General features: G+C 73.8%; 19 protein-coding genes, 1 tRNA gene and 2 pseudogenes. 11 read left to right on the top strand and 11 right to left on the bottom strand.

The genetic code is table 11. From position 1 onward, the window contains the following. Positions 1–510: 510 nt before the first annotated feature. Positions 511–1,158, top strand: coding sequence for an isopentenyl-diphosphate Delta-isomerase (gene idi / locus KSNIM_RS29415; protein ID WP_263106164.1), 648 nt, complete (start codon positions 511–513; stop codon positions 1,156–1,158). A 62-nt stretch (positions 1,159–1,220) separates the two neighbouring features. Here idi and KSNIM_RS29410 read toward each other — a convergent pair whose 3' ends face one another. Beyond that, positions 1,221–1,760: an ATP-binding protein gene (locus KSNIM_RS29410; RefSeq protein ID WP_411543793.1), complete on the bottom strand. Its 540-nt coding sequence runs from the start codon at positions 1,758–1,760 to the stop codon at positions 1,221–1,223. A gap of 853 nt (positions 1,761–2,613) precedes the next feature. Here KSNIM_RS29410 and KSNIM_RS29405 point away from each other — a divergent pair. Further along, positions 2,614–2,698: transfer RNA gene (locus KSNIM_RS29405), tRNA-Leu, on the top strand. A gap of 100 nt (positions 2,699–2,798) precedes the next feature. After that, positions 2,799–3,055, top strand: a pseudogene (locus tag KSNIM_RS29400) (very short patch repair endonuclease); the annotation flags it as partial. Positions 3,056–3,060: 5 nt separating this feature from the next. Here the strand turns inward: KSNIM_RS29400 and KSNIM_RS29395 are convergent. Next, the gene (locus KSNIM_RS29395) at positions 3,061–3,420 is read right to left on the bottom strand and encodes an MmcQ/YjbR family DNA-binding protein (RefSeq protein ID WP_263106162.1); all 360 of its coding nucleotides are present in this window, start codon (positions 3,418–3,420) and stop codon (positions 3,061–3,063) included. Positions 3,421–3,447: 27 nt separating this feature from the next. Further along, entirely contained in the window at positions 3,448–3,984 is a 537-nt protein-coding gene (gene yidD / locus KSNIM_RS29390; protein WP_263106160.1) for a membrane protein insertion efficiency factor YidD, read from the bottom strand. 193 nt (positions 3,985–4,177) lie between these two features. Between yidD and KSNIM_RS29385 the strand changes: the two genes are divergently transcribed. Further along, complete coding sequence (locus KSNIM_RS29385; protein WP_263106158.1) at positions 4,178–5,164, top strand: aldo/keto reductase; 987 nt, start codon at positions 4,178–4,180, stop codon at positions 5,162–5,164. 142 nt (positions 5,165–5,306) lie between these two features. On the opposite strand, the pseudogene KSNIM_RS29380 reads toward KSNIM_RS29385, so the two are convergent. From KSNIM_RS29380 to KSNIM_RS29365, 4 genes and pseudogenes are all read right to left on the bottom strand, one after another. Continuing rightward, positions 5,307–5,984, bottom strand: a pseudogene (locus KSNIM_RS29380) (transposase); the annotation flags it as partial. A 342-nt stretch (positions 5,985–6,326) separates the two neighbouring features. Further along, positions 6,327–6,734, bottom strand: coding sequence for a DUF779 domain-containing protein (locus tag KSNIM_RS29375; RefSeq protein ID WP_263106157.1), 408 nt, complete (start codon positions 6,732–6,734; stop codon positions 6,327–6,329). After that, positions 6,734–8,251 carry an aldehyde dehydrogenase gene (adh, locus tag KSNIM_RS29370; protein ID WP_263106156.1) on the bottom strand — a complete coding sequence of 506 codons (1,518 nt, stop codon included), beginning with the start codon at positions 8,249–8,251 and terminating at the stop codon, positions 6,734–6,736. The genes KSNIM_RS29375 and adh overlap by 1 nt, the downstream gene beginning before the upstream one ends. A 143-nt stretch (positions 8,252–8,394) precedes the next feature. Further along, positions 8,395–9,621: a GAF domain-containing protein gene (locus KSNIM_RS29365; RefSeq protein WP_263106155.1), complete on the bottom strand. Its 1,227-nt coding sequence runs from the start codon at positions 9,619–9,621 to the stop codon at positions 8,395–8,397. A 400-nt stretch (positions 9,622–10,021) separates the two neighbouring features. On the opposite strand from KSNIM_RS29365, the gene KSNIM_RS29360 reads away from it, so the two are divergent. Next, entirely contained in the window at positions 10,022–10,840 is an 819-nt protein-coding gene (locus tag KSNIM_RS29360; protein ID WP_263106154.1) for a GNAT family N-acetyltransferase, read from the top strand. Continuing rightward, the gene (locus KSNIM_RS29355) at positions 10,837–11,736 is read left to right on the top strand and encodes a lysophospholipid acyltransferase family protein (RefSeq protein ID WP_411543792.1); all 900 of its coding nucleotides are present in this window, start codon (positions 10,837–10,839) and stop codon (positions 11,734–11,736) included. The genes KSNIM_RS29360 and KSNIM_RS29355 overlap by 4 nt, the downstream gene beginning before the upstream one ends. A gap of 97 nt (positions 11,737–11,833) precedes the next feature. Here KSNIM_RS29355 and KSNIM_RS29350 read toward each other — a convergent pair whose 3' ends face one another. Together KSNIM_RS29350 and sigJ are read right to left on the bottom strand one after the other, a co-directional pair. Beyond that, positions 11,834–12,517: an NAD(P)-dependent oxidoreductase gene (locus KSNIM_RS29350; RefSeq protein WP_263106151.1), complete on the bottom strand. Its 684-nt coding sequence runs from the start codon at positions 12,515–12,517 to the stop codon at positions 11,834–11,836. A 17-nt stretch (positions 12,518–12,534) separates the two neighbouring features. Then, positions 12,535–13,455: an RNA polymerase sigma factor SigJ gene (gene sigJ / locus KSNIM_RS29345; RefSeq protein WP_263106150.1), complete on the bottom strand. Its 921-nt coding sequence runs from the start codon at positions 13,453–13,455 to the stop codon at positions 12,535–12,537. A 132-nt stretch (positions 13,456–13,587) separates the two neighbouring features. Here sigJ and KSNIM_RS29340 point away from each other — a divergent pair, with 132 nt between their 5' ends. The 4 genes from KSNIM_RS29340 (at position 13,588) to KSNIM_RS29325 (ending at position 17,071) form a co-directional block, all read left to right on the top strand. Continuing rightward, positions 13,588–14,436: a helix-turn-helix domain-containing protein gene (locus KSNIM_RS29340; RefSeq protein ID WP_263106149.1), complete on the top strand. Its 849-nt coding sequence runs from the start codon at positions 13,588–13,590 to the stop codon at positions 14,434–14,436. 77 nt (positions 14,437–14,513) lie between these two features. After that, a complete protein-coding gene (locus KSNIM_RS29335; RefSeq protein ID WP_263106148.1) occupies positions 14,514–14,951 on the top strand; it encodes a VOC family protein in 438 nt (145 codons plus the stop codon). 141 nt (positions 14,952–15,092) lie between these two features. Then, entirely contained in the window at positions 15,093–15,371 is a 279-nt protein-coding gene (locus KSNIM_RS29330; protein WP_263106147.1) for an MmcQ/YjbR family DNA-binding protein, read from the top strand. 131 nt (positions 15,372–15,502) lie between these two features. Next, the gene (locus KSNIM_RS29325; protein ID WP_263106146.1) at positions 15,503–17,071 is read left to right on the top strand and encodes an APC family permease; all 1,569 of its coding nucleotides are present in this window, start codon (positions 15,503–15,505) and stop codon (positions 17,069–17,071) included. A 30-nt stretch (positions 17,072–17,101) separates the two neighbouring features. Here KSNIM_RS29325 and KSNIM_RS29320 read toward each other — a convergent pair whose 3' ends face one another. Then, the gene (locus KSNIM_RS29320; RefSeq protein ID WP_263106145.1) at positions 17,102–17,608 is read right to left on the bottom strand and encodes a pyridoxamine 5'-phosphate oxidase family protein; all 507 of its coding nucleotides are present in this window, start codon (positions 17,606–17,608) and stop codon (positions 17,102–17,104) included. Between the two features lie 118 nt (positions 17,609–17,726). Here KSNIM_RS29320 and KSNIM_RS29315 point away from each other — a divergent pair, with 118 nt between their 5' ends. Continuing rightward, positions 17,727–18,473, top strand: a complete 747-nt coding sequence (locus tag KSNIM_RS29315; protein ID WP_263106144.1) for a formylglycine-generating enzyme family protein — start codon at positions 17,727–17,729, stop codon at positions 18,471–18,473. A gap of 34 nt (positions 18,474–18,507) precedes the next feature. Here the strand turns inward: KSNIM_RS29315 and KSNIM_RS29310 are convergent, their stop codons facing one another. Then, complete coding sequence (locus tag KSNIM_RS29310) at positions 18,508–19,491, bottom strand: aldo/keto reductase (protein ID WP_263106143.1); 984 nt, start codon at positions 19,489–19,491, stop codon at positions 18,508–18,510. Positions 19,492–19,575: the final 84 nt, after the last annotated feature.

Raw genomic sequence — 19,575 nt, 5'->3', positions numbered from 1 at the left:
GCGCCGGTCACGATCACAGTGGACAGCGGGACTCACTCCCTGACGGTGCGAACGTTCGACGGTACGGGCGGGATCCGGCCGCAGCGGCGAGCGGTGGGACGGGGTGTGGTGGTGGCGCTGCCCATCGGGCCCGGCGCACCGGTTGAGGCTACCGGACGGCCCGTTTGCCCCCGAAACGGGGCATCCCCTGCTCAACGGGGCGCCGCACGCGGGCGCCCGGCAGTGCGGGCGGGCGGCGCGTCACCGCGGCCGGTGGCCGTTCCGACCGCCGACCGTGCGGATCATCATTCCGGACGGTGAGCCCGGCATTCAAGCCGCGGACGGGCGGACATCGGGCGTACGTACGACCTTCGAACGGACACAAGGTGAAGGCTGCGCAACGAATTCGGTCAGGGCCCGAACACATCGTCCGGTCATTCGCCCCTTCCCGGGCCCCACGTGCGTCGCGACCGCGGGACCCCCGGCCATGGGGCAGACTTGGGGCCCGACGCCACTTGCGAAGGGGACCCCATGTCCGACATCTCGTCGACCAGCCGGACGCACCTCCTCCCGGAGATCGACACGGATCTCGACAGAGGCCCCGGTGCCGGCGCGGGCGCCGGCCGTGCGGCGCAGCCCGCCACCGAGATCCTGCTGGAACTGGTCGACGACGACGGCTTCACCATCGGCACCGCGGAGAAGCTCTCCGCCCACCAGCAGCCGGGCCGTCTGCACCGCGCCTTCTCGGTCTTCCTCTTCGACCAGCAGGGCCGGCTGCTGCTCCAGCGCCGCGCCCTCGGCAAGTACCACTCCCCCGGCGTGTGGTCGAACACCTGCTGCGGCCACCCCTACCCGGGCGAGCAGCCTTTCGTCGCGGCCGCACGCCGCACCGCGGAGGAGCTCGGCATCGCACCCGCCCTGCTCTGCGAGGCCGGCACCGTCCGCTACGACCTGCCGGACGAGGCCTCCGGCCTGATCGAGCGCGAGTGGAACCACCTGTTCGTCGGCCTGGTCACCGCCGACCTCGCGCCGGACCCGGACGAGATCGCCGAGACGCGCTTCGTCACCGAGGAGGAGCTGAAGGAGCTGGAGGCGGAGAAGCCATTCTCCGCCTGGTTCCGGACGGTCTTCGAGGCGGCGCGGCCGGGCATCCGGGAGATCACCGGGCGCGGCTGGTAGTCCTCCTGCCGCAGGCTCGGGCGGCCCCGTCCGCTCCCGGCCTGCTGCGTCTCACCCGAATCTCACCAGAGGTGGCCCTCCGGCTCCGGCGTGCGCGGGGCCGGCAGCGGCAGGGAGGCCCAGATCACCTTGCCGCCGCCCTCGGTACGCTCCACGTCGCAGGTGCCGCCGGCCTGCAGGGTGACGCTCTTGACCAGCAGCAGGCCGCGGCCGCCGAGGTTGCCCAGGTCGCTCTCCAGCGCCTTCGGCCGGTAGGGGTGGAGGTCCTCCACCGAGATCCGCACCCAGCCCTCGCCGATGGCGAGCTCCGTGCTCAGACGGGGCGAGACCACCGCGGCGTGCGTCACCGCGTTGCTCACCAGCTCGGAGACGATCAGCAGCAGGTCGTCGATCAGCTCCTGGTAGCGCTCGCCGGCCATGCCCTGGGCGAGGAGGCGGTCGCGGACCGCGTGGCGGGTCTGCGGGACGGCGGCCTCCTGCGCATCGGCGACGAACCGCCACGCTCCGGGCTCCGGGCCGGCGCCCGGCTGTCTGGCCGCGGCCCCGTCCGGGGAGCCGGGGTCCGTGGAGGTGCTCGAGGCCGCCCCGCTGATGTGTTCCACGTCAAGCCACCCTTCGCATCGTGACGGGAGGCTCTGCCGCGAGCCGTGCGCACGGCGGCGCCGGCCGGCGGCCTCTCGGGAATCGGGCGTTCCGCTCAAGGCTCCCTTGGTCCACAGAGGCTAGGAGAGCACCCGTCGGCCACTGGCCCAGGTACTGGAAACTGGCGGCGGGTGAACTGTTCAGACCACATGCGAACGCGATCGGACCACTTCGGCCCGGTCACGATTCGTTGTACCAGCGGAACGGTCACACCGTGGGAGGTTTTCCCAGATCAGCACGGCCGGACACCGGGGTCTCCACGTCCGCGCGGGCCCCTTCCGGGCACACCCTGGCGGGAGTCCGCGGCCGCGCCGGCCGGCCGGTACGGCTCCATGCCCGGGCCCCGCCGCCTGCCGCGGTCGACCGTACGCCTCCTCGACCGTGCCGATCACGCCGATCACCCGGCAGGCGCTCGCACCGAGGCTGATCAGGCCGAGTCCGTCGAACTCCGGCGACAGCGCCATGGAGCGGCCCGGTGCGCGGCGGGAACCGCTGGGCCGGTATGCGAGCGTCGGCAGTCCGATCGCGAGGTCGAGCGCGCCGTACGGGGCGCCCGATCGACGTACGGTCCGCAGCCGCCGAGGGCGGTCGGTACCGGCCCTGGGGAAGAGGAGCGCGGCGAGCAGAGTGAGCCCCTCCGCCACGGCCGGGCCGATGTCCGATTGAAGGCGATCCATGCCCATATGCTCGGATCGTTCCGCGCCGTCCGCCCCGAGCAGCAGAAACGCAGGTGAGAAGCACTCCCGCGGCCTGGTAATGTTCTCTCTGTCGCCAGGGGGCGAAGGAAACGGAAACCCCGAGGCAACACACCCCGTCCGGGTGGCGGAATGGCAGACGCGCTAGCTTGAGGTGCTAGTGCCCTTTATCGGGCGTGGGGGTTCAAGTCCCCCCTCGGACACAGCTGCACGGAGTGCGGGTCGGGAGCAGTCCCGACCCGCACTTCTGCATTGCGGCGGCGCGGTCTCCTCCCTCCACAGTGTCAGGTGGGACGGCGGAGAATTGGCCCCACGCCACCGACCGCGTCCTCACCCTCCGTCGCCGCGCGCATGAGCCGCCAGGCCTCGCGCGACGCCGCCCAGGATTGGCGGTGCGACGTCTGCTCTCCGCGTGGGGCCTGCGCTACCGCGTGAACGCGAAGGTGCCGGGGATACCGCGCCGTGCCGTGGCCATCCTCTTCCCCGGCCCCAAGGCGGCGGTGTTCCTGGACGGCTGCTTCTGTCACGGCTGCCCGGAGCATGCGACCAGTCCCAAGTCCTAGCGTCACCCGGACACGTGGCCGCCCCCGCCGAGGTGGGCCTCGGCGACGCGGCGGGGGACGACCATGCGCCAGGCGTCCAGGACGAGTTCGCGCATCTCGTCGGTGTCGATGGCCGCGGTGCGGACCTGGACCCAGTTGAAGCGTTCGTCGGCGGGGTCGGGCGGCAGGAAGGTGTCCGGGGCGGAGGTGATCAGGGCCTCCCGCTCTTCCCTGGGGAAGGCGAAGCCGAGGACCGACTCCTCGCGGTTGAAGGCGAGGTAGACGATCCGGCCCACCCTGAACTTGATCCGGTCGCGGACCAGCGCCTCTTCCGTCCGGGGCAGCGAGAGCGCCAGCCGGCGCACGTCATCGACGGTGACCATCCGACCAGCCTGCCAGGCCGCCCGGGCTCACCGCCCGGGGACGGGGTCGTGTCCGCCGTCCGTGCCCGGGCGGCAGCGCAGCAGGCGGCCTGCGGTCAGGCGGCTGCCGCGCAGCGCCCCGTGCCGGTGGAGGGCCTGCACGGCGTAGGTGGAGCAGGACGGGGTGTAGGGGCAGCGGGCAGCCCGGGTGGGGCTGATCCGGGTGCGGTAGAAGCGGACGGCGTCGTACAGGCCGGCCGCGAGCGGCCCGGCCGGGACGGGGGCGGCAGGGTCGGCGGCAATCCGGCCTCGGCCCCGGCCGGCGGCGGCCTTCAGCACGGAGGCCAGCATGACCGGGATCAGGGCGATCATGCAGGGGTCGGCGATGTCGCCGAGACAGTCGCAGGCGTCGCAGCAGTCGTTGTCGCCCTTCGTCCGCTTGTTGCGGCGCTTCCACTCCTCGCGGGCGCGGCGCTGCTCCCTGCGGCGGCGGCGCTCGTGCTCGGGCAGCCACCACCAGGCCCGGCCGGGGCGCGGCGGCGGGCCGCTCTGCTGCTGCACGTGGTGCGGATGGTGCTGGGACACGGCTTCAGGCCTGCCTTCCGTCCGGTGCGGGTCGGCCCGCCGCGGCTGCGGCGCGCCCGGTGGGTCGGACGACCGTAGCGCACCTGCGCGTTCCCGCCACCGCCGCGGCGGCGTTGACTTCGCGTGCACTCCAACCGGCAGACTCCGAACCGTTCGTCCCCGCGAGGGAACAGGCGAGAACCGAGGAGCAGCGATGAAGTACCGCACGATCGGCACAGGGCCGTCGACCCGCCGCGAGGTGAGCGTGCTGAGCCTGGGGGCGATGCTGTTCGGCACCGTGGTGGACGAGCGGACCTCCTTCGCCCTGCTGGACCGGTTCGTCGAGGCGGGCGGCACCTTCGTCGACACCTCTAACAACTACGCCTTCTGGGTGGAGGGTTCACAGGGCGGCGAGAGCGAGGCGCTGCTCGGCCGGTGGCGGCGCAGCCGCGGGATCGGCGACGAGGTGGTGGTCGCCACCAAGCTCGGTGCCCGGCCGCTCGCGCCGTCGCGGGGATTCACCCTGGACGTGGAGGGCCTGTCGGCGAAGACCGTGCGGGAGTCGGCGGAGCGCAGCCGGGAGCGGCTCGGCACCGACCGGATCGACCTGCTGTACGCGCACATCGAGGATCCGCGAACCGAACTCGCCGAGACGGTGGAGGCGTTCAGCTCGCTGGCGGCGGAGGGCACGGTCGGGCTGCTCGGGGTGAGCAACCACCGGATGTGGCGGGTGGAGCGCGGCCGGGCGCTGGCGGCCACGGCGGGCCTGCCGGGGTGGGAGGTGCTGCAGTACCACCACAGCTATCTGCGGCACCGCACCGATCTGCCGTCGCTGCGCTCCGCGGACGGCACGATCGGGGTCGCGGACGGCGAGGTGCTGAGCTACCTGCGCTCGGAGCCGGGCCTGGCCCTGGTGGCGTACTCACCGCTGCTGGGCGGGAGTTACGTCCGCTCGGACAAGCCGCTGGGCGAGGGCTTCGACCATGCGGGGACGCCGAAGCGGCTGGCGGTGCTGCGGGAGGTCGCGGCGGAGACGGACGCGACGGCGAACCAGGTGGTGCTGGCCTGGCTGATCGGCGGTGAGCTGCCCGTCGTGCCGCTGGTGGGGGCGTCGTCGGTGGCGCAGCTGGACGAGAGCCTGGCAGCGGTGGAGCTGGAGCTGACGGCGGACCAGCGGGCGCGGTTGGATGCCGCGCACTGAGCCTGCCCGCGTCGCGCTTCGAGGACGAGGCCGGCCTCGCCGCCCCCGTTCGCCGGTCGGTCCTGCTTCGAACAATGGGCGGCGCCCTGCAACACGGACGTCGTCCCACCGCGTTGGCCACGAATGGACCACTCACCGACGACCGGTCGGACGGCTGCCGGACCGCCCGACCGGGCAGGTCCTTCAGCAGGAAGGCCAGGTGCGGGGCGTCGTACCCGGCGTCCGCGACGATGAGTACCTCCGGGTCGCCCGGCTGCCGCTGGCCGGCGGTGATCAGGCGGTGGACGAGCTCGCGCAGTTGCTGTGCGGTGACGGTGGCGGCGTCATCACCCGGCGCCAGTCTCAGCGCGTCCAGCGGTGCGGTCCACGAGCTGCGGCCGGGCTCGAGGGCGGTGATGACCGAGTAGGGCCAGCCTGGGACGGGGATGTGCTGGTCTTTCCCGCGGCCGCAGGTGTGGCAGAGGATCCGCTGCGGTGAGGTGCGGGCGTCCGGCCGCAGCCAGCACGTGATGTCCACCGCCAGGACCAGCCGGCCGTCGGCGGCCCGGGGCAGCGGCACCGCCGCGAGCGTCTGCCGAAGCCGGTCGGCATCGAGGCGACCGCGGGCCAAGGCGTCGTAGAGACCTCCGTGGCCGCGGCGGTGTTCGCCGACCGGCGAGAGCTCCACCAGCGACCTGACGGGCCCGTCGGCGCACAGCACCACGTCGGCCGGCTCGAACACCGCATCCCCGCACCGCGTCAAACAGGCGTAGAACTCACCTCGCAAGCGTGACAGTTCAGCGACTCCGTCCGGACGGACGCTCTCGTACAGCAGACTCATGCCCACGGCCTTCGTTCTGGTCCTGCGTGTTCCTTGGTCGGAGCACAGGATCAGGCGAAGGCCGCTTCCGTGTACGGCAGTTACCGATACGAGTGATCAAGTTCGGCAGCCCGTTCGAGGCCGTTGCTTAAAGATCAAGATAGGGCTTGTCCTCAAAGGCGATCGGGCAGCCGTAGGGGGCGCTGGGGGCACCTCCCGGCCGAAGGCTGGGGCGGAAGTGCGCGATTCGGATGCGGACCGCCGTACAAATCCCGGCTCGGCCCGGTCACTACGGTGCGCACCCCCAGACTGTGCAGTTCCCTGCGCCCCTGCGAGGCACCCGTACGCCTTTGAAGACACGCTCTACTGCTCCTGGTGGTCGGCGCCCGTCGGAGGCGGGCCCTGGGCGGTGAGGAGTTCGGTCTCGGCGTCGGTGAAGAGGCGGGAGCGGAGCAGGAAGCGGACGCCTTCGGGTGCTTCCAGGGAGAATCCGCTGCCGCGGCCGGGGACGACGTCGACGGTGAGGTGGGTGTGCCGCCAGTAGGCGTATTGGTCGGCGCTGATCCAGAACGGCGCGCCTTCGGCGACGCGGCCGAGCAGCAGGTCCGAGGCGCCGACGCGGAACTCGCCGCGCGGGTAGCACATCGGTGCGCTGCCGTCGCAGCAGCCGCCGGACTGGTGGAACATCACCGGCCCGTGCACGGCCACCAGTGTCCGCAGCAACTCCTCTGCCGCGCCGGTGAGTTCGATCCTGGCGGGGGCCGGCTTCATCAGAAGAAGCCGAGCTTCTGACCGGAGTAGCTGACCAGCAGGTTCTTGGTCTGCTGGTAGTGGTCGAGCATCATCCGGTGGGTCTCGCGGCCGATGCCGGACTTCTTGTAGCCGCCGAAGGCCGCGTGCGCCGGGTAGGCGTGGTAGCAGTTGGTCCACACCCGGCCGGCCTTGATGGCCCGGCCGAGGCGGTAGGCGGTGTTGCCGTCGCGGGTCCAGACGCCGGCGCCGAGGCCGTAGAGGGTGTCGTTGGCGATGTGCAGGGCCTCCTCGACGGTGTCGTAGGTGGCGACGGAGACCACCGGACCGAAGATCTCCTCCTGGAAGATCCGCATGTCGTTGCTGCCGCGGAAGATCGTCGGCTCGATGTAGTAGCCGCCCTCCAGGCCGGGGACGGTGCGGGCGCCGCCGCCGGTGAGCACCTCGGCGCCCTCCTGCCGGCCGATGTCCAGGTAGGAGAGGATCTTCTCGTACTGGTCGTTGCTGGCCTGGGCGCCGATCATGGTGGCGGGGTCGAGCGGGTCGCCGGCGGTGATCGCCTCGGTGCGGGCGATGCACCGGGCGATGAACTCGTCGTAGATGGACGAGTGGACGAGCGCACGGGACGGGCAGGTGCAGACCTCGCCCTGGTTGAGGGCGAACATCACGAAGCCCTCGACGGCCTTGTCCAGGTACTCGTCGTCGGCGGCCATCACGTCCGGCAGGAAGATGTTCGGGCTCTTGCCGCCGAGTTCCAGGGTGACCGGGATGATGTTCTCGCTGGCGTACTGCATGATCAGGCGGCCGGTGGTGGTCTCGCCGGTGAAGGCGACCTTGGCGACCCGGGGGCTGGAGGCGAGCGGCTTGCCGGCCTCGACGCCGAAGCCGTTGACCACGTTGAGGACGCCGGGCGGCAGCAGGTCGGCGATCAGCTCGACGACCAGCAGGATGGAGACCGGGGTCTGCTCGGCCGGCTTGAGGACGACGCAGTTGCCGGCCGCGAGCGCCGGGGCGAGCTTCCAGGTCGCCATCAGGATCGGGAAGTTCCACGGGATGATCTGGCCGACGACGCCGAGCGGCTCGTGGAAGTGGTACGCGACGGTGTCGGCGTCGATCTCGGCGATGCCGCCCTCCTGGGCGCGGACCACGCCCGCGAAGTACCGGAAGTGGTCGACGGCGAGCGGGAGGTCGGCGGCGAGGGTCTCGCGGACGGGCTTGCCGTTCTCCCAACTCTCGGCGACGGCCAGCTTCTCGAGGTTCTGCTCGATCCGGTCGGCGATCCGGTTGAGGATGCTGGCGCGTTCGGTGACGGAAGTGCGGCCCCAGGCCTCGGCGGCGTTGTGGGCCGCGTCCAGGGCGAGCTCGACGTCGGCCGCGGAGGAGCGGGCCACCTGGCAGAACGTCTGCCCGGTGATCGGCGAGGGGTTGTCGAAGTAACGGCCCTCCACCGGGGCGACCCACTTGCCGCCGATGAAGTTGTCGTAGCGGGGGGCGAAGCTGACGATGCTGCCTTCGGTTCCGGGCCGGGCGTACACCATGGGCGGCTCTCCTCGTCGAAAGACGCGTACGGGGGTGGTGTCCGGCGGCCGTCGCCCGGCCGCCGTGGACGGTGGCCACTCTCACCGCTTCGGGTTGGTGAAAGGTTGGCGCCGCCCCGCGGGCCCGTCGGCGGAGCAGTCGGTCAGTCGCGGACGGCGGCGTGCAGCCGGCTCAGCGCCACCGCACGCCGCCCGTCGCCGGGCGCGAGCAGCTGCAGTGCGTGCTCGTGCACCTCGGCGTCGTACGGGGCGAGTTCGCCGTACCGCAGGGCGGGCCCCGGGTCTGCCGAGGCGAGGACGGCGGCCCGGACGGCGACGTCCAGGTACGCGCGGTGCTCGACGACGGCGGGGGCGTCGGAGTGCGGCAGCAGTGGGCCGGTGTACAGCCGTACGGCGGTGGCGGTGTCGCCGGCCGCCAGGGCGCGGCGCACCTCGGCCGCGTCGCACCGCACGGGCGCGGTGAGCCGGTAGCGACGGGCGGAGACGGCGCCGCCGAGGTCGCGGCGCAGGTGGGAGATCTCGGCCTTGACGGTGGTGGCGGTGACCGGCCGGTCGCCGTACACGGCGGTGCGCAGCCGTTCGGCCGTGAAACCCTCGGGTTCGAGGGCGAGGAGGGTGAGGATCTCCAGGCGGCGCGGCGGCAGGTGCAGCGGGACGCCGTTGCGGGTGGCCCGTTCGCGGCCGAGGCAGGTGAGGCGCAGCCCCTCCGGTCGTGCGGTGCTGCCGGGGGCTGCCGGCAGGGCGGTCCCGACGGCGGCGGCGAGGGTGCGGACGGTGGAGAGCGCGAGCGGGTGCGAGCGGTCCCAGGTGGTGGAGAGGTCGAGGGTGCCGGCGATGCTGCCGTCCGGGCGGCGGATCGGCGCGCAGTAGCAGACCCAGCCGTGCAGGACGGAGACCAGGTGCTCGGCGGAGAAGACGGTGGCGGCGCGGCCGGTGCGCAGGGCGAGCGAGAGGGCGTTGGTGCCCATCGCCTGCTCGTCCCAGCGGGCGCCGGGCGCGAAGTTGACCTGTTCCGCCTTGCGCTGCATGACGCGGCCGCCGCAGGTCCACAGGATGGTGCCGGACTCGTCGGTGACGGCCGCGATGAAGCCTGCGTCGTCGGCGATCGCGCGGAGTTCGTCGGCGACGGCGTCGACCGGGGTGCGGAGCGGGGAGTGCGCCCAGTCGGGGCCGGGCGCGCCGGGGGCGGAGTGCGGGGCGAAGGTGCGGGCGGGGTCGACGGTGGTCAGCGAGCGGATCCAGGAGTCCGCGACCTCGGGGCGCACTCCGGCGCCGTCGGCGGAGTCCTGCGGAGGGGTCGCCCGGTGGGGAACCCAGCGGGACCACTCGTCCTCCAGCGCGGCCCTGCGCCGGCGAAGATCTCCACGCACAGCATCGACCCCTTCGACCTCGTCGTCGACGGCGGACACGGCCGGGCCCCGCCGGGGCCGCCCGTCCCGATCGGGCCAGTGTGGCCGACCCCCGGCGGGCGTGGCCAGCACGCCGCACCGGTGGGCACGGAAGGTCCACGGGCGGCGGCACGGGCCCCTACCGGGGGGTGCGGTGCGGGACGGGTGGGCCGGGACGGACCCCGGGGACCCCGGCGGCGGGCGGTGCGCGGGCCGCGCCAGGCGTTCAGCCGGTCCACATCTGCGCGCTGTCGGGTGGCCACCTCGATGCCGACCTGCCACGGGAGACATACGGGTGACCCGCCCGTCATGAGCGTGACGGGACAAGGGCCGGTCCGGAGCGCAGTGCGTCCAGTCCCGTCCACGAGCAGGGAGAGCCGAGATGACCACCGCCCCCGTCCTCACACCGTCCGTCCCCGACCGGGCCGCCGCTCCCCAGGCCGCCGCCCGGATCCCGCAGGCTCCCGTGCCGGTCGGCTACAGCGTCGCGCTGGCCCAGGACGAGGGCGATGTACGGGCCGCTCAGCGGCTGCGCCACCGGGTGTTCGCCGAGGAGATGGGCGCCGCCCTGGACAGCCCGCTGCCCGGCCTGGACGTCGACGCCTTCGACGACCACTGCGACCACCTGCTCGTCCGCGAGAACGGCACCAACGAGGTGGTCGGCACCTACCGGCTGCTGCGCCCGGAGGCGGCGCGCTGGGCCGGCCGGCTGTACTCCGACACCGAGTTCGACCTGTCCCGGCTGGCCGGGCTGCGGGACGGCCTGGTGGAGGTCGGCCGGTCCTGCATCCACCCGGACCACCGCGGCAGCGGCGCCGTGATCAACCTGATGTGGGGCGGCATCGCCCGCTACCTGACGACCACCGGCAACACCTGGGTGGCGGGCTGCTGCTCCGTCCCGCTGGCGGACGGCGGCACGGAGGCGGCCGGCGTCCGCGACGCCGTCCTCGCCAAGCACCTCGCGCCGGAGGAGTACCGGGTGTCGCCGCTGCGCCCCTGGGACCACGAGGGCGTCGCCCGGCCGGCCCGCGCGGCGATCCCGCCGCTGCTCCGGGGCTACCTGCGGTTGGGCGCCTGGGTGTGCGGCGAGCCCGCGCACGACCCGGACTTCGGCGTCGCCGACCTGTACGTGCTGCTGTCGCTGGAGCGGACCGACCCGCGCTACCTGCGGCACTTCCTGTCCGCCGGGCCCGCCTTGTGAGCGCCTGGCTGCCGACGGCGCCCTGCACGCCGGAGGACTGCGTGGCCGCCCCCCACCCGGCGGTCGGACCCGGGCGGCAGCTGCTGCGCGCCGCCTCCTGCGCGGCACTGCTGCTGGCCGGGGCGGCGCTGGCGCCCCTGGTGCGCGGCTGCTGCACGCCGGTGCTGCGCGAGCGGCTGGTGCGGCGCTGGGCGCGGCTGGTGATCGGCTCGCTCGGGGTGGAGCTGCGGGCGGGCCCGGCACCGCGGACGGACGGCGGCGTGCGGACCGACCGCGGCGTGCGGACCGACCGCGGCGTGCTGCTGGTGGCCAACCACGTGTCGTGGCTGGACATCCTGCTGGTGGCGGCCGTCCGGCCGAGCCGGATGCTGGCGAAGACGGAGGTACGGGCCTGGCCGCTGCTCGGCCCGGTGGCGGCCTGGGCGGGCACCCTCTTCCTGGACCGGGACCGGCTGCGCACGCTGCCGGCCACCGTGGACGCGATCGCGGCGGCGCTGCGCCGTGGCGAGCGGGTGGCAGTGTTCCCGGAAGGGAGCACCTGGTGCGGGCGGCGCGGCGGGCGGTTCCGGCCGGCGTTGTTCGAGGCGGCCGTCCGGGCCGGGGCGACCGTCCAGCCGATGGCGCTGAGCTACCGGCTGGCGGACGGGCGGACGGCGACCGTCGCGGCGTTCGTCGGCGAGGACGGGCTGCTCTCCTCGCTGCGCCGGGTGCTCGCCGCCCGCGGGCTGGTGGCGGAGGTGGAGTTCCGTGCGCCGATCCCGGCGGGTGCGGTGGGCCGCCGCGAGTTGGCCGCGGCAGCGCAGGCGGCGGTGTTCGGCACCCCGGTCCTGCCCGCGCCGGCGGCACCCGTCGAGAGCGTCCGGCATGTGGCCGACCGGCTGCCGGCCGCCGCCTGAGCACGGGACACCGCGGCGGTGCCGCCCGCGCCCGGGCGACGACGGCAGCACCGGCGACGGCAACGGCAACGGCAACGGCAACGGCGACGGCGACGGCTCAGCGGGCCACCGCGATCACCTCGCCGACGGCCTGCGGGTCGTCGAGCAGCCGCAGCATCTGCCGGGCGACCTCGGCGCGCGGGACGGTCCAGCCGCCGCGCACGTTCTGCCCGCGGGCCGTCCGGACGGTGCCGGTGGCAGGTCCGTCGGTGAGCCGGGGCGGGCGGACGACCGTCCAGTCCAGCCCGCTGCCCCGCAGTTCGTCCTCCATCCGGGCGAGGTCGGCGTAGTGCGGCCGGAGCGCGGCCTTGACGGCGGGCCCGAAGAGGTGGCGCATCAGGAAGCCGTCGCCGGGGTCGTACCGGGGCGGGGTGGGGCGGCCGGGCGAGGGAACGGTGCCCACGGGTGCGGCACTGACCACGACGATCCGCCGGGTACCGGTGCTGCGCATCGCGCGGACGAGGGCGCGGGTGCCGCGCTCGGCGACGCCCGCCTCGGCGTTGGAGCGGGCGCCGAGGCCGGAGAGGACGGCGTCGGCGCCGTCCACGGCGCGTTCCACGGCTGCCGGGTCCGGGTCGGCGAGGTCGGTGGTGACGACCCGTGTCCGGTCGGACGCCCGCTGCTCGGGGGTGAGCCGGTCGGGGTTGCGGACGAGCACGGTGGCCTGGTGGCCGGCGGCCAGCGCCTGGTCGAGGAGGTGGCGGCCGATGCCGCCGGTGGCGGCGACGACGGTGATCTTCACGGTCTTCTCCCGGTGGGTCAGGGGATGCGGGTGAGCTTCTCGGGGTTGGTCACGAAGTAGATGTCGCGGACGTGGTCGCCGTCGGCGGTCGGCTCGACGACCAGCACGGCGAACGGCTCGTCGCCGGCGAACAGGACCGCCGAGGGGTCGCCGTTGGCCCGCGCCCAGCGGACGTGCAGGGTGGCGGCGTTCCGCGCGGCGCCGGCCATCAGCGTCCGGGCGACGTGTTCGCGGCCGTGCACGGGCAGGCGCCCCGCGGCCGGGGCCCGGCCGCCGCCGTCGGCCCACAGGGTGACGTCGGGGGCGAGCAGGTCGAGCAGTGCGTGCAGGTCGCCGCCGCCGACGGCCGCGGCGAACCGCTCGGTGACGCGGCGTCGCAACGCGGCGTCGGTGCGGTAGCGGGGGCGCCGGGCGTGCACGTGCTCGCGGGCGCGGTGGGCGGTCTGGCGGACGGCGGCGGGGCTGCGGCCGAGCAGGTCGGCGATCTCGGTGTGCTGGTAGCCGAAGACCTCGTGCAGCACGAAGACGGCCCGTTCCAGGGGGGAGAGCGTCTCCAGGACGACCATCAGGGCCATCGAGACCGATTCGGCCTGCTCGGCCTCCTCGGCGGTGCCGGCGGGCGGTTCGGTGCCGGCGGGGGCGACCAGCGGCTCGGGCAGCCAGGGGCCGAAGTAGGTCTCCCGGCGGCGGGTGACCGCTGCCCGGCGGGCGAGCGCCTTGTTGACGGCGATCCGCACCAGGTAGGCGCGGGTGTTGTCGATCCGCGCGGTGCCGCGGCCGGCCCAGGCGAGCCAGGTCTCCTGCAGCACGTCCTCGGTGTCGGCGACGGTGCCGAGCATGCTGTAGGCGATCGAGAAGAGCAGGTCGCGGTGGTCGACGAAGTCCTGGGTCGCCCCGTCGCCGTCGTCCGTGCTGCCGGTCGCTGCGGTGCCGGTCATGGTGTGCCTCCCGTGTGCGGTCACCGATCGAGAGCAGCACAGGGGGCCCAGGTGTGACATCCACCCCGCCGGATGTGACCCGGATCTCATCCGGGCACCGCGTGCAGCGCCCGGCGGGCCGATACTGGCGGGGTGGACGAGGCGGTGGTGGACGAGGGCCCCTGCGCGCGGCCGACCGGGGCGATGGCGCGGTACGCGGCCCGGTACTCCGGCTACCGGCAGGCCGGTCTGCCGCCGGGCCGGCACCGGGGGCTGCCCTCGCCGTGGCTGACGCTGATCTTCACGCTGGACGACCCGCTGACGGTGGCGGTGCATCCCGAGCCAGGCCGCGGACCGCAGGACTACACGGCGCTGCTCGGCGGACTGCACACCACGCCGGCACTGATCACCCACCCGGGTCGGCAGTCCGGCATCCAGGTGGCGCTGGACCCGCTGGCCGCGCGCCCGCTGCTGGGGCTGCCGGCGGGCGAGCTGGCGGGCCTGGACCTGCCGGCCGAGGACCTGCTGGGGCCGCTCGCCGGGGAGGTCCGGGAGCGGCTGCTCGCCGCGTCCGGCTGGCCGGAGCGGTTCGCGGTGCTGGACGCGCTGCTGCCGCGCCTCGCGGAGCCGTACGGCGAGGCGGCGCCGGAGGTGCGGCGGGTGTGGGCGCTGCTGCGGCGCAGCGGAGGGCGGCTGCCGGTGTCGGCGCTGGCGGCGGAGGTCGGCTGGAGCGAGCGGCACCTCGCGGCGCGGTTCCGGCTGGAGACGGGGCTGTCGCCGAAGGCCGCGGCCCGGGTGGTGCGCTTCGACCGGGCCCGCCGGATGGCCGCGTCGGGAGGCGGCCGGCTGGCCGAACTCGCGGCGAGGTGCGGCTACTTCGACCAGGCGCACCTGGCCAGGGAGTTCCGTTCGCTGGCGGGCGTCGCGCCGAGCGTGTGGCTGGCGGAGGAGTTCCGATTCGTCCAAGCCGGGGTGCCGGGGGCGGTGCAGGCTGGGGTGTGACGGCACGGGGTGTGACGGCACGGGGTGCGACCGCACGGCTCCGTGCCGGCACCGGCCGACGGCACGGAGGTGGAGTGATGGGTACGGCAGAGGTCCCGGACGGGGCGCCCGCACCACAGGTGTGGCCGACGCTGCGGGCGCACGACGCGCGCAAGCTGATCGCCTTCCTGGTGGAGGCGTTCGGCTTCGAGGAGACGGTGGTGTACGGGGAGGGTGCCGTGGTGCACCACGCCCAGCTGAGCTGGCCGGAGGGCGGCGGGGTGATGCTGGGTTCGGTCCGCGAGGACCCGGACGGTGCGGAGAACAGCGGTCCGACCCCGCCGGGCAGCTTCGGGGCGTACGTGGTGACGGCGGACCCCGACGCGGTGCACGCGCGGGCCGCCGCCGCGGGCGCCGAGATCGTGGACGACCTGCACGAGACGGACTACGGCTCGCGGGACTTCGCCGCCCGCGACCCGGAGGGCAACCGCTGGTACTTCGGCACGTACCGCGGTGAGCCGCGCGTCCGTGGCTGAGGCGGCGGGCCGCGCCTCGGGCCGGAAGGAGGGGACGCGCCGGGCCGCCGCGGTGGAACGGCTGCGTGCGGTGTGCCTGGCGCTGCCCGGCGCCGAGGAGCGGCCGAGCCACGGGGAGGCGGCCTGGTTGCGGGCCGGCCGATGTTCGCGACGACGTCGGACCGGCACCACGACGACCGGACGGCTTTCTGGGCGGCGGCCGCCGCCGGGGTGCAGGAGCACCTGGTGGCGGCCGCCCCGGACCGGTACTTCCGCCCGCCGTACGTGGGCGGCCGCGGCTGGATCGGGGTGTACCTGGACGTCGAGGTCGACTGGCGGCAGGTCGAGGACCTGGTGCTGGACGCCTTTCTGCTGGTGGCACCCGCCCGGCTGCGCGCCGCCGCCCGGGCGGGCCCCGCGCCGACTGGGCCCACCGGGTGAATTGACGTCTGCGCAGGTCACAGGTGGTGCGGATGCAGCGTGGGGTGGCACGTACCGGCGTACGATGGTGCAAGTACGAGCCCCTTGCGGCCCCGTCACAGCCTCCGGGCTGGAGAGAGGGGGTGGGTCCGGTGTCGACGCCTCCCGGCAGTCAGACTCCTTCCACCGCACCCCGGTCGACCGGCTCGGGTGCCGGCGAGAAGGGTCTGAAGACCGGCGCGCTCGGTCTGGTGTCGTCCGTCGCCATCGGCCTGGCCTCCACGGCCCCCGCATACAGCCTGGCGGCGACGCTGGGCATCATCGTGGTCGGGGTCGGCCTGCAGGCGCCGATCATCACCATCCTGGCGTTCATCCCCATGCTGCTGATCGCCTTCTCCTACAAGGAGTTGAACGCCTCCGACCCGGACTGCGGGACGACGTTCACCTGGGCGGCGCGGGCGTTCGGCCCGCGGACGGGCTGGATGGGCGGCTGGGGCATCATCGTCGCCGACATCATCGTGATGGCGAACCTGGCGCAGATCGCGGGTGTGTACGGCTTCCAGCTGTTCGGCCTGGACTCGCTGGCGAACTCGACGACCTGGACGACCGTCGCCGGCGTCGTCTGGATCGTCGTCATGACGTGGATCTGTTACATCGGCATCGAGTTGTCCGCGGCCCTGCAGCGATGGCTGTTGTGCATCGAGGTCGTGATGCTGGTGCTGCTCTCGGTGACCGCGCTGGTCAAGGTGTACGGCTCGAACCCGCCGTCCACGGCGATCACGGTGGACGGCTCCTGGTTCAACCCGTTCGAGGTGTCATCGTCGACGGCGTTCACCGCGGGCATCCTCTCCGCGGTGTTCATCTACTGGGGCTGGGACACCGCGGTGTCCGTCAACGAGGAGACGGCGGACGCCGCCCGCACGCCGGGCCGGGCCGCCGTCATCTCGACCGTCCTGCTGCTGCTCATCTACGCCCTGGTGTCGACCGCGGCGATGGCCTTCGCGGGCGTCGGCACGGAGGGCATCGGGCTCGGCAACGAGGACAACTCGGGGGACGTGCTGTCGGGGCTCGGTGACGCCGTGTTCGGCACCAGCGGCTTCGGCGGGTTCCTCAGCAAGCTGATGATCTTCATGGTGCTGACCTCGTCGGCGGCGTCCACCCAGACGACCATCCTGCCGACCGCGCGCACCAGCTTCTCGATGGCCGCCCACAAGGCGCTGCCCTCCCACTTCGGCCGGGTGCACCCCCGCCACCTCACCCCGACCTGGTCGACCATCGGCATGGGCCTCGCCTCGATCGCCTTCTACGTGCTGCTCACCGCGATCAGCGGCAACGTCCTCGCCGACTCGATCGCCTCGGTCGGCCTCGGCATCGCCTTCTACTACGGCCTGACCGGCTTCGCCTGCGTCTGGTACTACCGCAAGGTGCTGACCCGCAGTGTCAAGGACTTCGTCCTCAAGGGCGTCGCCCCGCTGCTCGGCGGCCTGATGCTGCTGTACTTCTTCTGCTACGGCGCCTTCGACGTGTACGCCGACCCGGACTACGGCTCGACCTCGATCGACCTGCCGATCTTCGGCAAGACCGGTGGTGTGACGGTCATCGGCATCGGCGCGCTGGTGCTGGGCGTGATCCTGATGCTCGTGCAGTGGGCCGTGCAGGGCTCGTGGTTCCGCCGGCCGGACGTGCCCAAGGAGGCGGCGGACCCGGCCACCGCGCCCTGAGACGCCTCTCGGCGCCCCCGGCCGTCGCGGTCAGTCCTCGTCGGTGAAGCGCCAGCGGGTCGGCGAGCCGCGGAAGTCGGTGTGCAGCAGGCCGATCGCCTGGTCCGGGCGGACCCGCACGGTGGCGTTGACCGCCGGGTCGAGGAAGCCGATGCCGTACGCCACCGCGTACTTGGCGTTCAGCGCCGCCAGGAAGGCGGCGATCTCGGCCCGCTCGGCGGTGGCCTCGGCCCGCCCCTCCAGCACGACCGGGTCCCGCGGGTCCTCGGTGGCGACCACACAGTCGGGCCGCTCCGCGAGATTGCGCATCTTGCGGGAGGAGACGCTGCTGGAGAACCAGAACGCGCCGTCCAGCCAGACGCCCCAGACCGGCATGGTATGCGGACGGCCGTCGGGGCGCACCGAGCACACCCAGTAGTCGTGCGAACCGGCCAGACGCTTCTCGGCCCACTCCCAGCTGAGCAGTCCGGTGCCCTCGTCCGCGGGCCGGATGCCGTACCCGGGCATGTGCGGGCGCCCGGCGGTCGGCTCGGTCATGGCGGCCACTCCCTCCGACGGTGGCGGGTGCTTCCTCCAGCCTAGGGGTGTCGCCGGGGCGCACGGGTCGCGCCGGGGGGGCGCCCCGGTGTCGGGGGCGGGTGACAGGATCCCGGACATGGAGATCGGGGAGCTGGCGCTGCGGGCCTGGCGGGACGGCGCGGACGAGTGGCGGAGCCGGGTGCTGCGGACGGCCGCGGAACGGCTCGGGGCGGACGGCTGGGCGGTGGCGCCGGACGGGACGGCCACCGTGGTGCTGCACGGGCGGGATTTCGCGCTGGTGCCCGGCGGCGAGGTACAGCTGGGCTTCGACGCGGTGGCCTTCGAGGCGACGCCGGAGCAGGCGGCCTCGTACGCGGAAAGCTGCCGCGGCTTCGGCTTCCCGACGGATCTGCGCGCGTACCTGGCCGGCGTGCTGAGCCCCGTCCGGACAGTGCGGATCCCGGCGCTGCTGGTGGGCGTCGAGGCGGTCGACGCCGGGGAGGTCGACTTCGAGGCGCACGGCTGGCGGCTGCCCACCCCGGACGAGTGGGAGTACGCCTGCGGGGCCGGCGCGCCGACGCTGTTCCGCTGGGGCGCCACCCACCCGGACGCCGACGACCCGCTCAGCGCCCCCGACGGCCCGCAGCACCGGCCCAACGCCTTCGGGCTGCGCATCGCGCAGGACCCGTACCGGCCGGAGGTCACCGCGGATCCGGCGGTGATGTGCGGCGGGGACGGCGGATCCGCCACCTGCGGCGGCTACGGCGCCTTCCTGGCCTGGCTGCCGCTGGCCACCGCGTACCGCGACCCGGAGCTCGCGGAACTGCTCGACGACGGCGACTGGTGCGACGACCTGCTCGGCCGCCCGGTGGTGGCGCTCTGACGCGGGTGCGCGCCGACCGGGCGGCCCCGGCGGCTCACCAGCGGTCGTGGACCTGCGGGCGGATCCGGCGGTCGTAGAGGTCGCGGACGGCCTCCAGGGCGGCGTCGGAGAGCGGCGGCAGCGCGGCGGCCGCCGCATTGGCGCGGGCCTGCTCGGGGTTGCGGGCCCCCGGGATCACCGTGGTCACGCCCGGCTGCTGGACGATCCAGCGCAGCGCCGTCTGGGCGGGGGTGGCCCCCGCCGGGACGAGCGCCGAGAACTCGACGGCCGCCTCGACACCCGTCGCGAAATCCACTCCGGAGAAGGTCTCGCCCTGGTCGAAGGCCTCGCCGTGCCGGTTGTAGGTGCGGTGGTCGTCCGCCGGGAAGACGGTGTCCCGGGTGTAACGGCCGGAGAGCAGACCGGAGGCGAGCGGCACCCGGGCGAGGATGCCGACGCCCGCATCCGCGGCCGCCGGCAGCACCCGCTCCAGCGGCTTCAGCCGGAACGCGTTGAGGATGATCTGCACACTGGCCACACCCGGCCGGGCGATCGCCGTCAGCGCCTCGGCACAGGTCTCGACGCTGACGCCGTACGCGGCGATCCGCTCCTCCGCCACCAGCGTGTCCAGGGCGTCGAAGACCTCGTCGGAGGAGTACACCGGGGTGGGCGGGCAGTGCAGCTGCACCAGGTCGAGCCGGTCCACGCCCAGGTTGGTGCGGGAACGGTCCGCCCAGGCACGGAAGTTGGCGAGATTGTAGTGCTCCGGCCGCTGCTCGACCCGACGGCCGAACTTGGTGGCGACGAAGACGCCCGCGTCCGGACGCTCCTTCAGGTGGCGTCCGATCAGCTGCTCGCTGCGGCCGTCGCCGTAGACGTCGGCGGTGTCGAACAGGGTGACACCGCTCTCGACCGCGGCGTCCAGCACGGCGAGCGCGTCCTGCTCGCGGACGTCACCCCAGTCCGCGCCCAACTGCCAGGTGCCGAGGCCGATGACGGAGACGGGACGGCCGGTCCGGCCGAGTACGCGCTGTTCCATGGGGAGCCTCTCATTGACCGGCGGGAAGGTTCTGTGCGATCACCGTCCACCGTACCGAGCGATGAGGCGGGCGGACGGGCGGGC

It is taken from the genome of Kitasatospora sp. DSM 101779 (assembly GCF_025655475.1).
Taxonomy (GTDB): Bacteria; Actinomycetota; Actinomycetes; order Streptomycetales; family Streptomycetaceae; genus Kitasatospora.
Note: the sequence above shows the minus strand (reverse complement) of the source record. Positions and strands in the feature narration are given on the sequence as shown.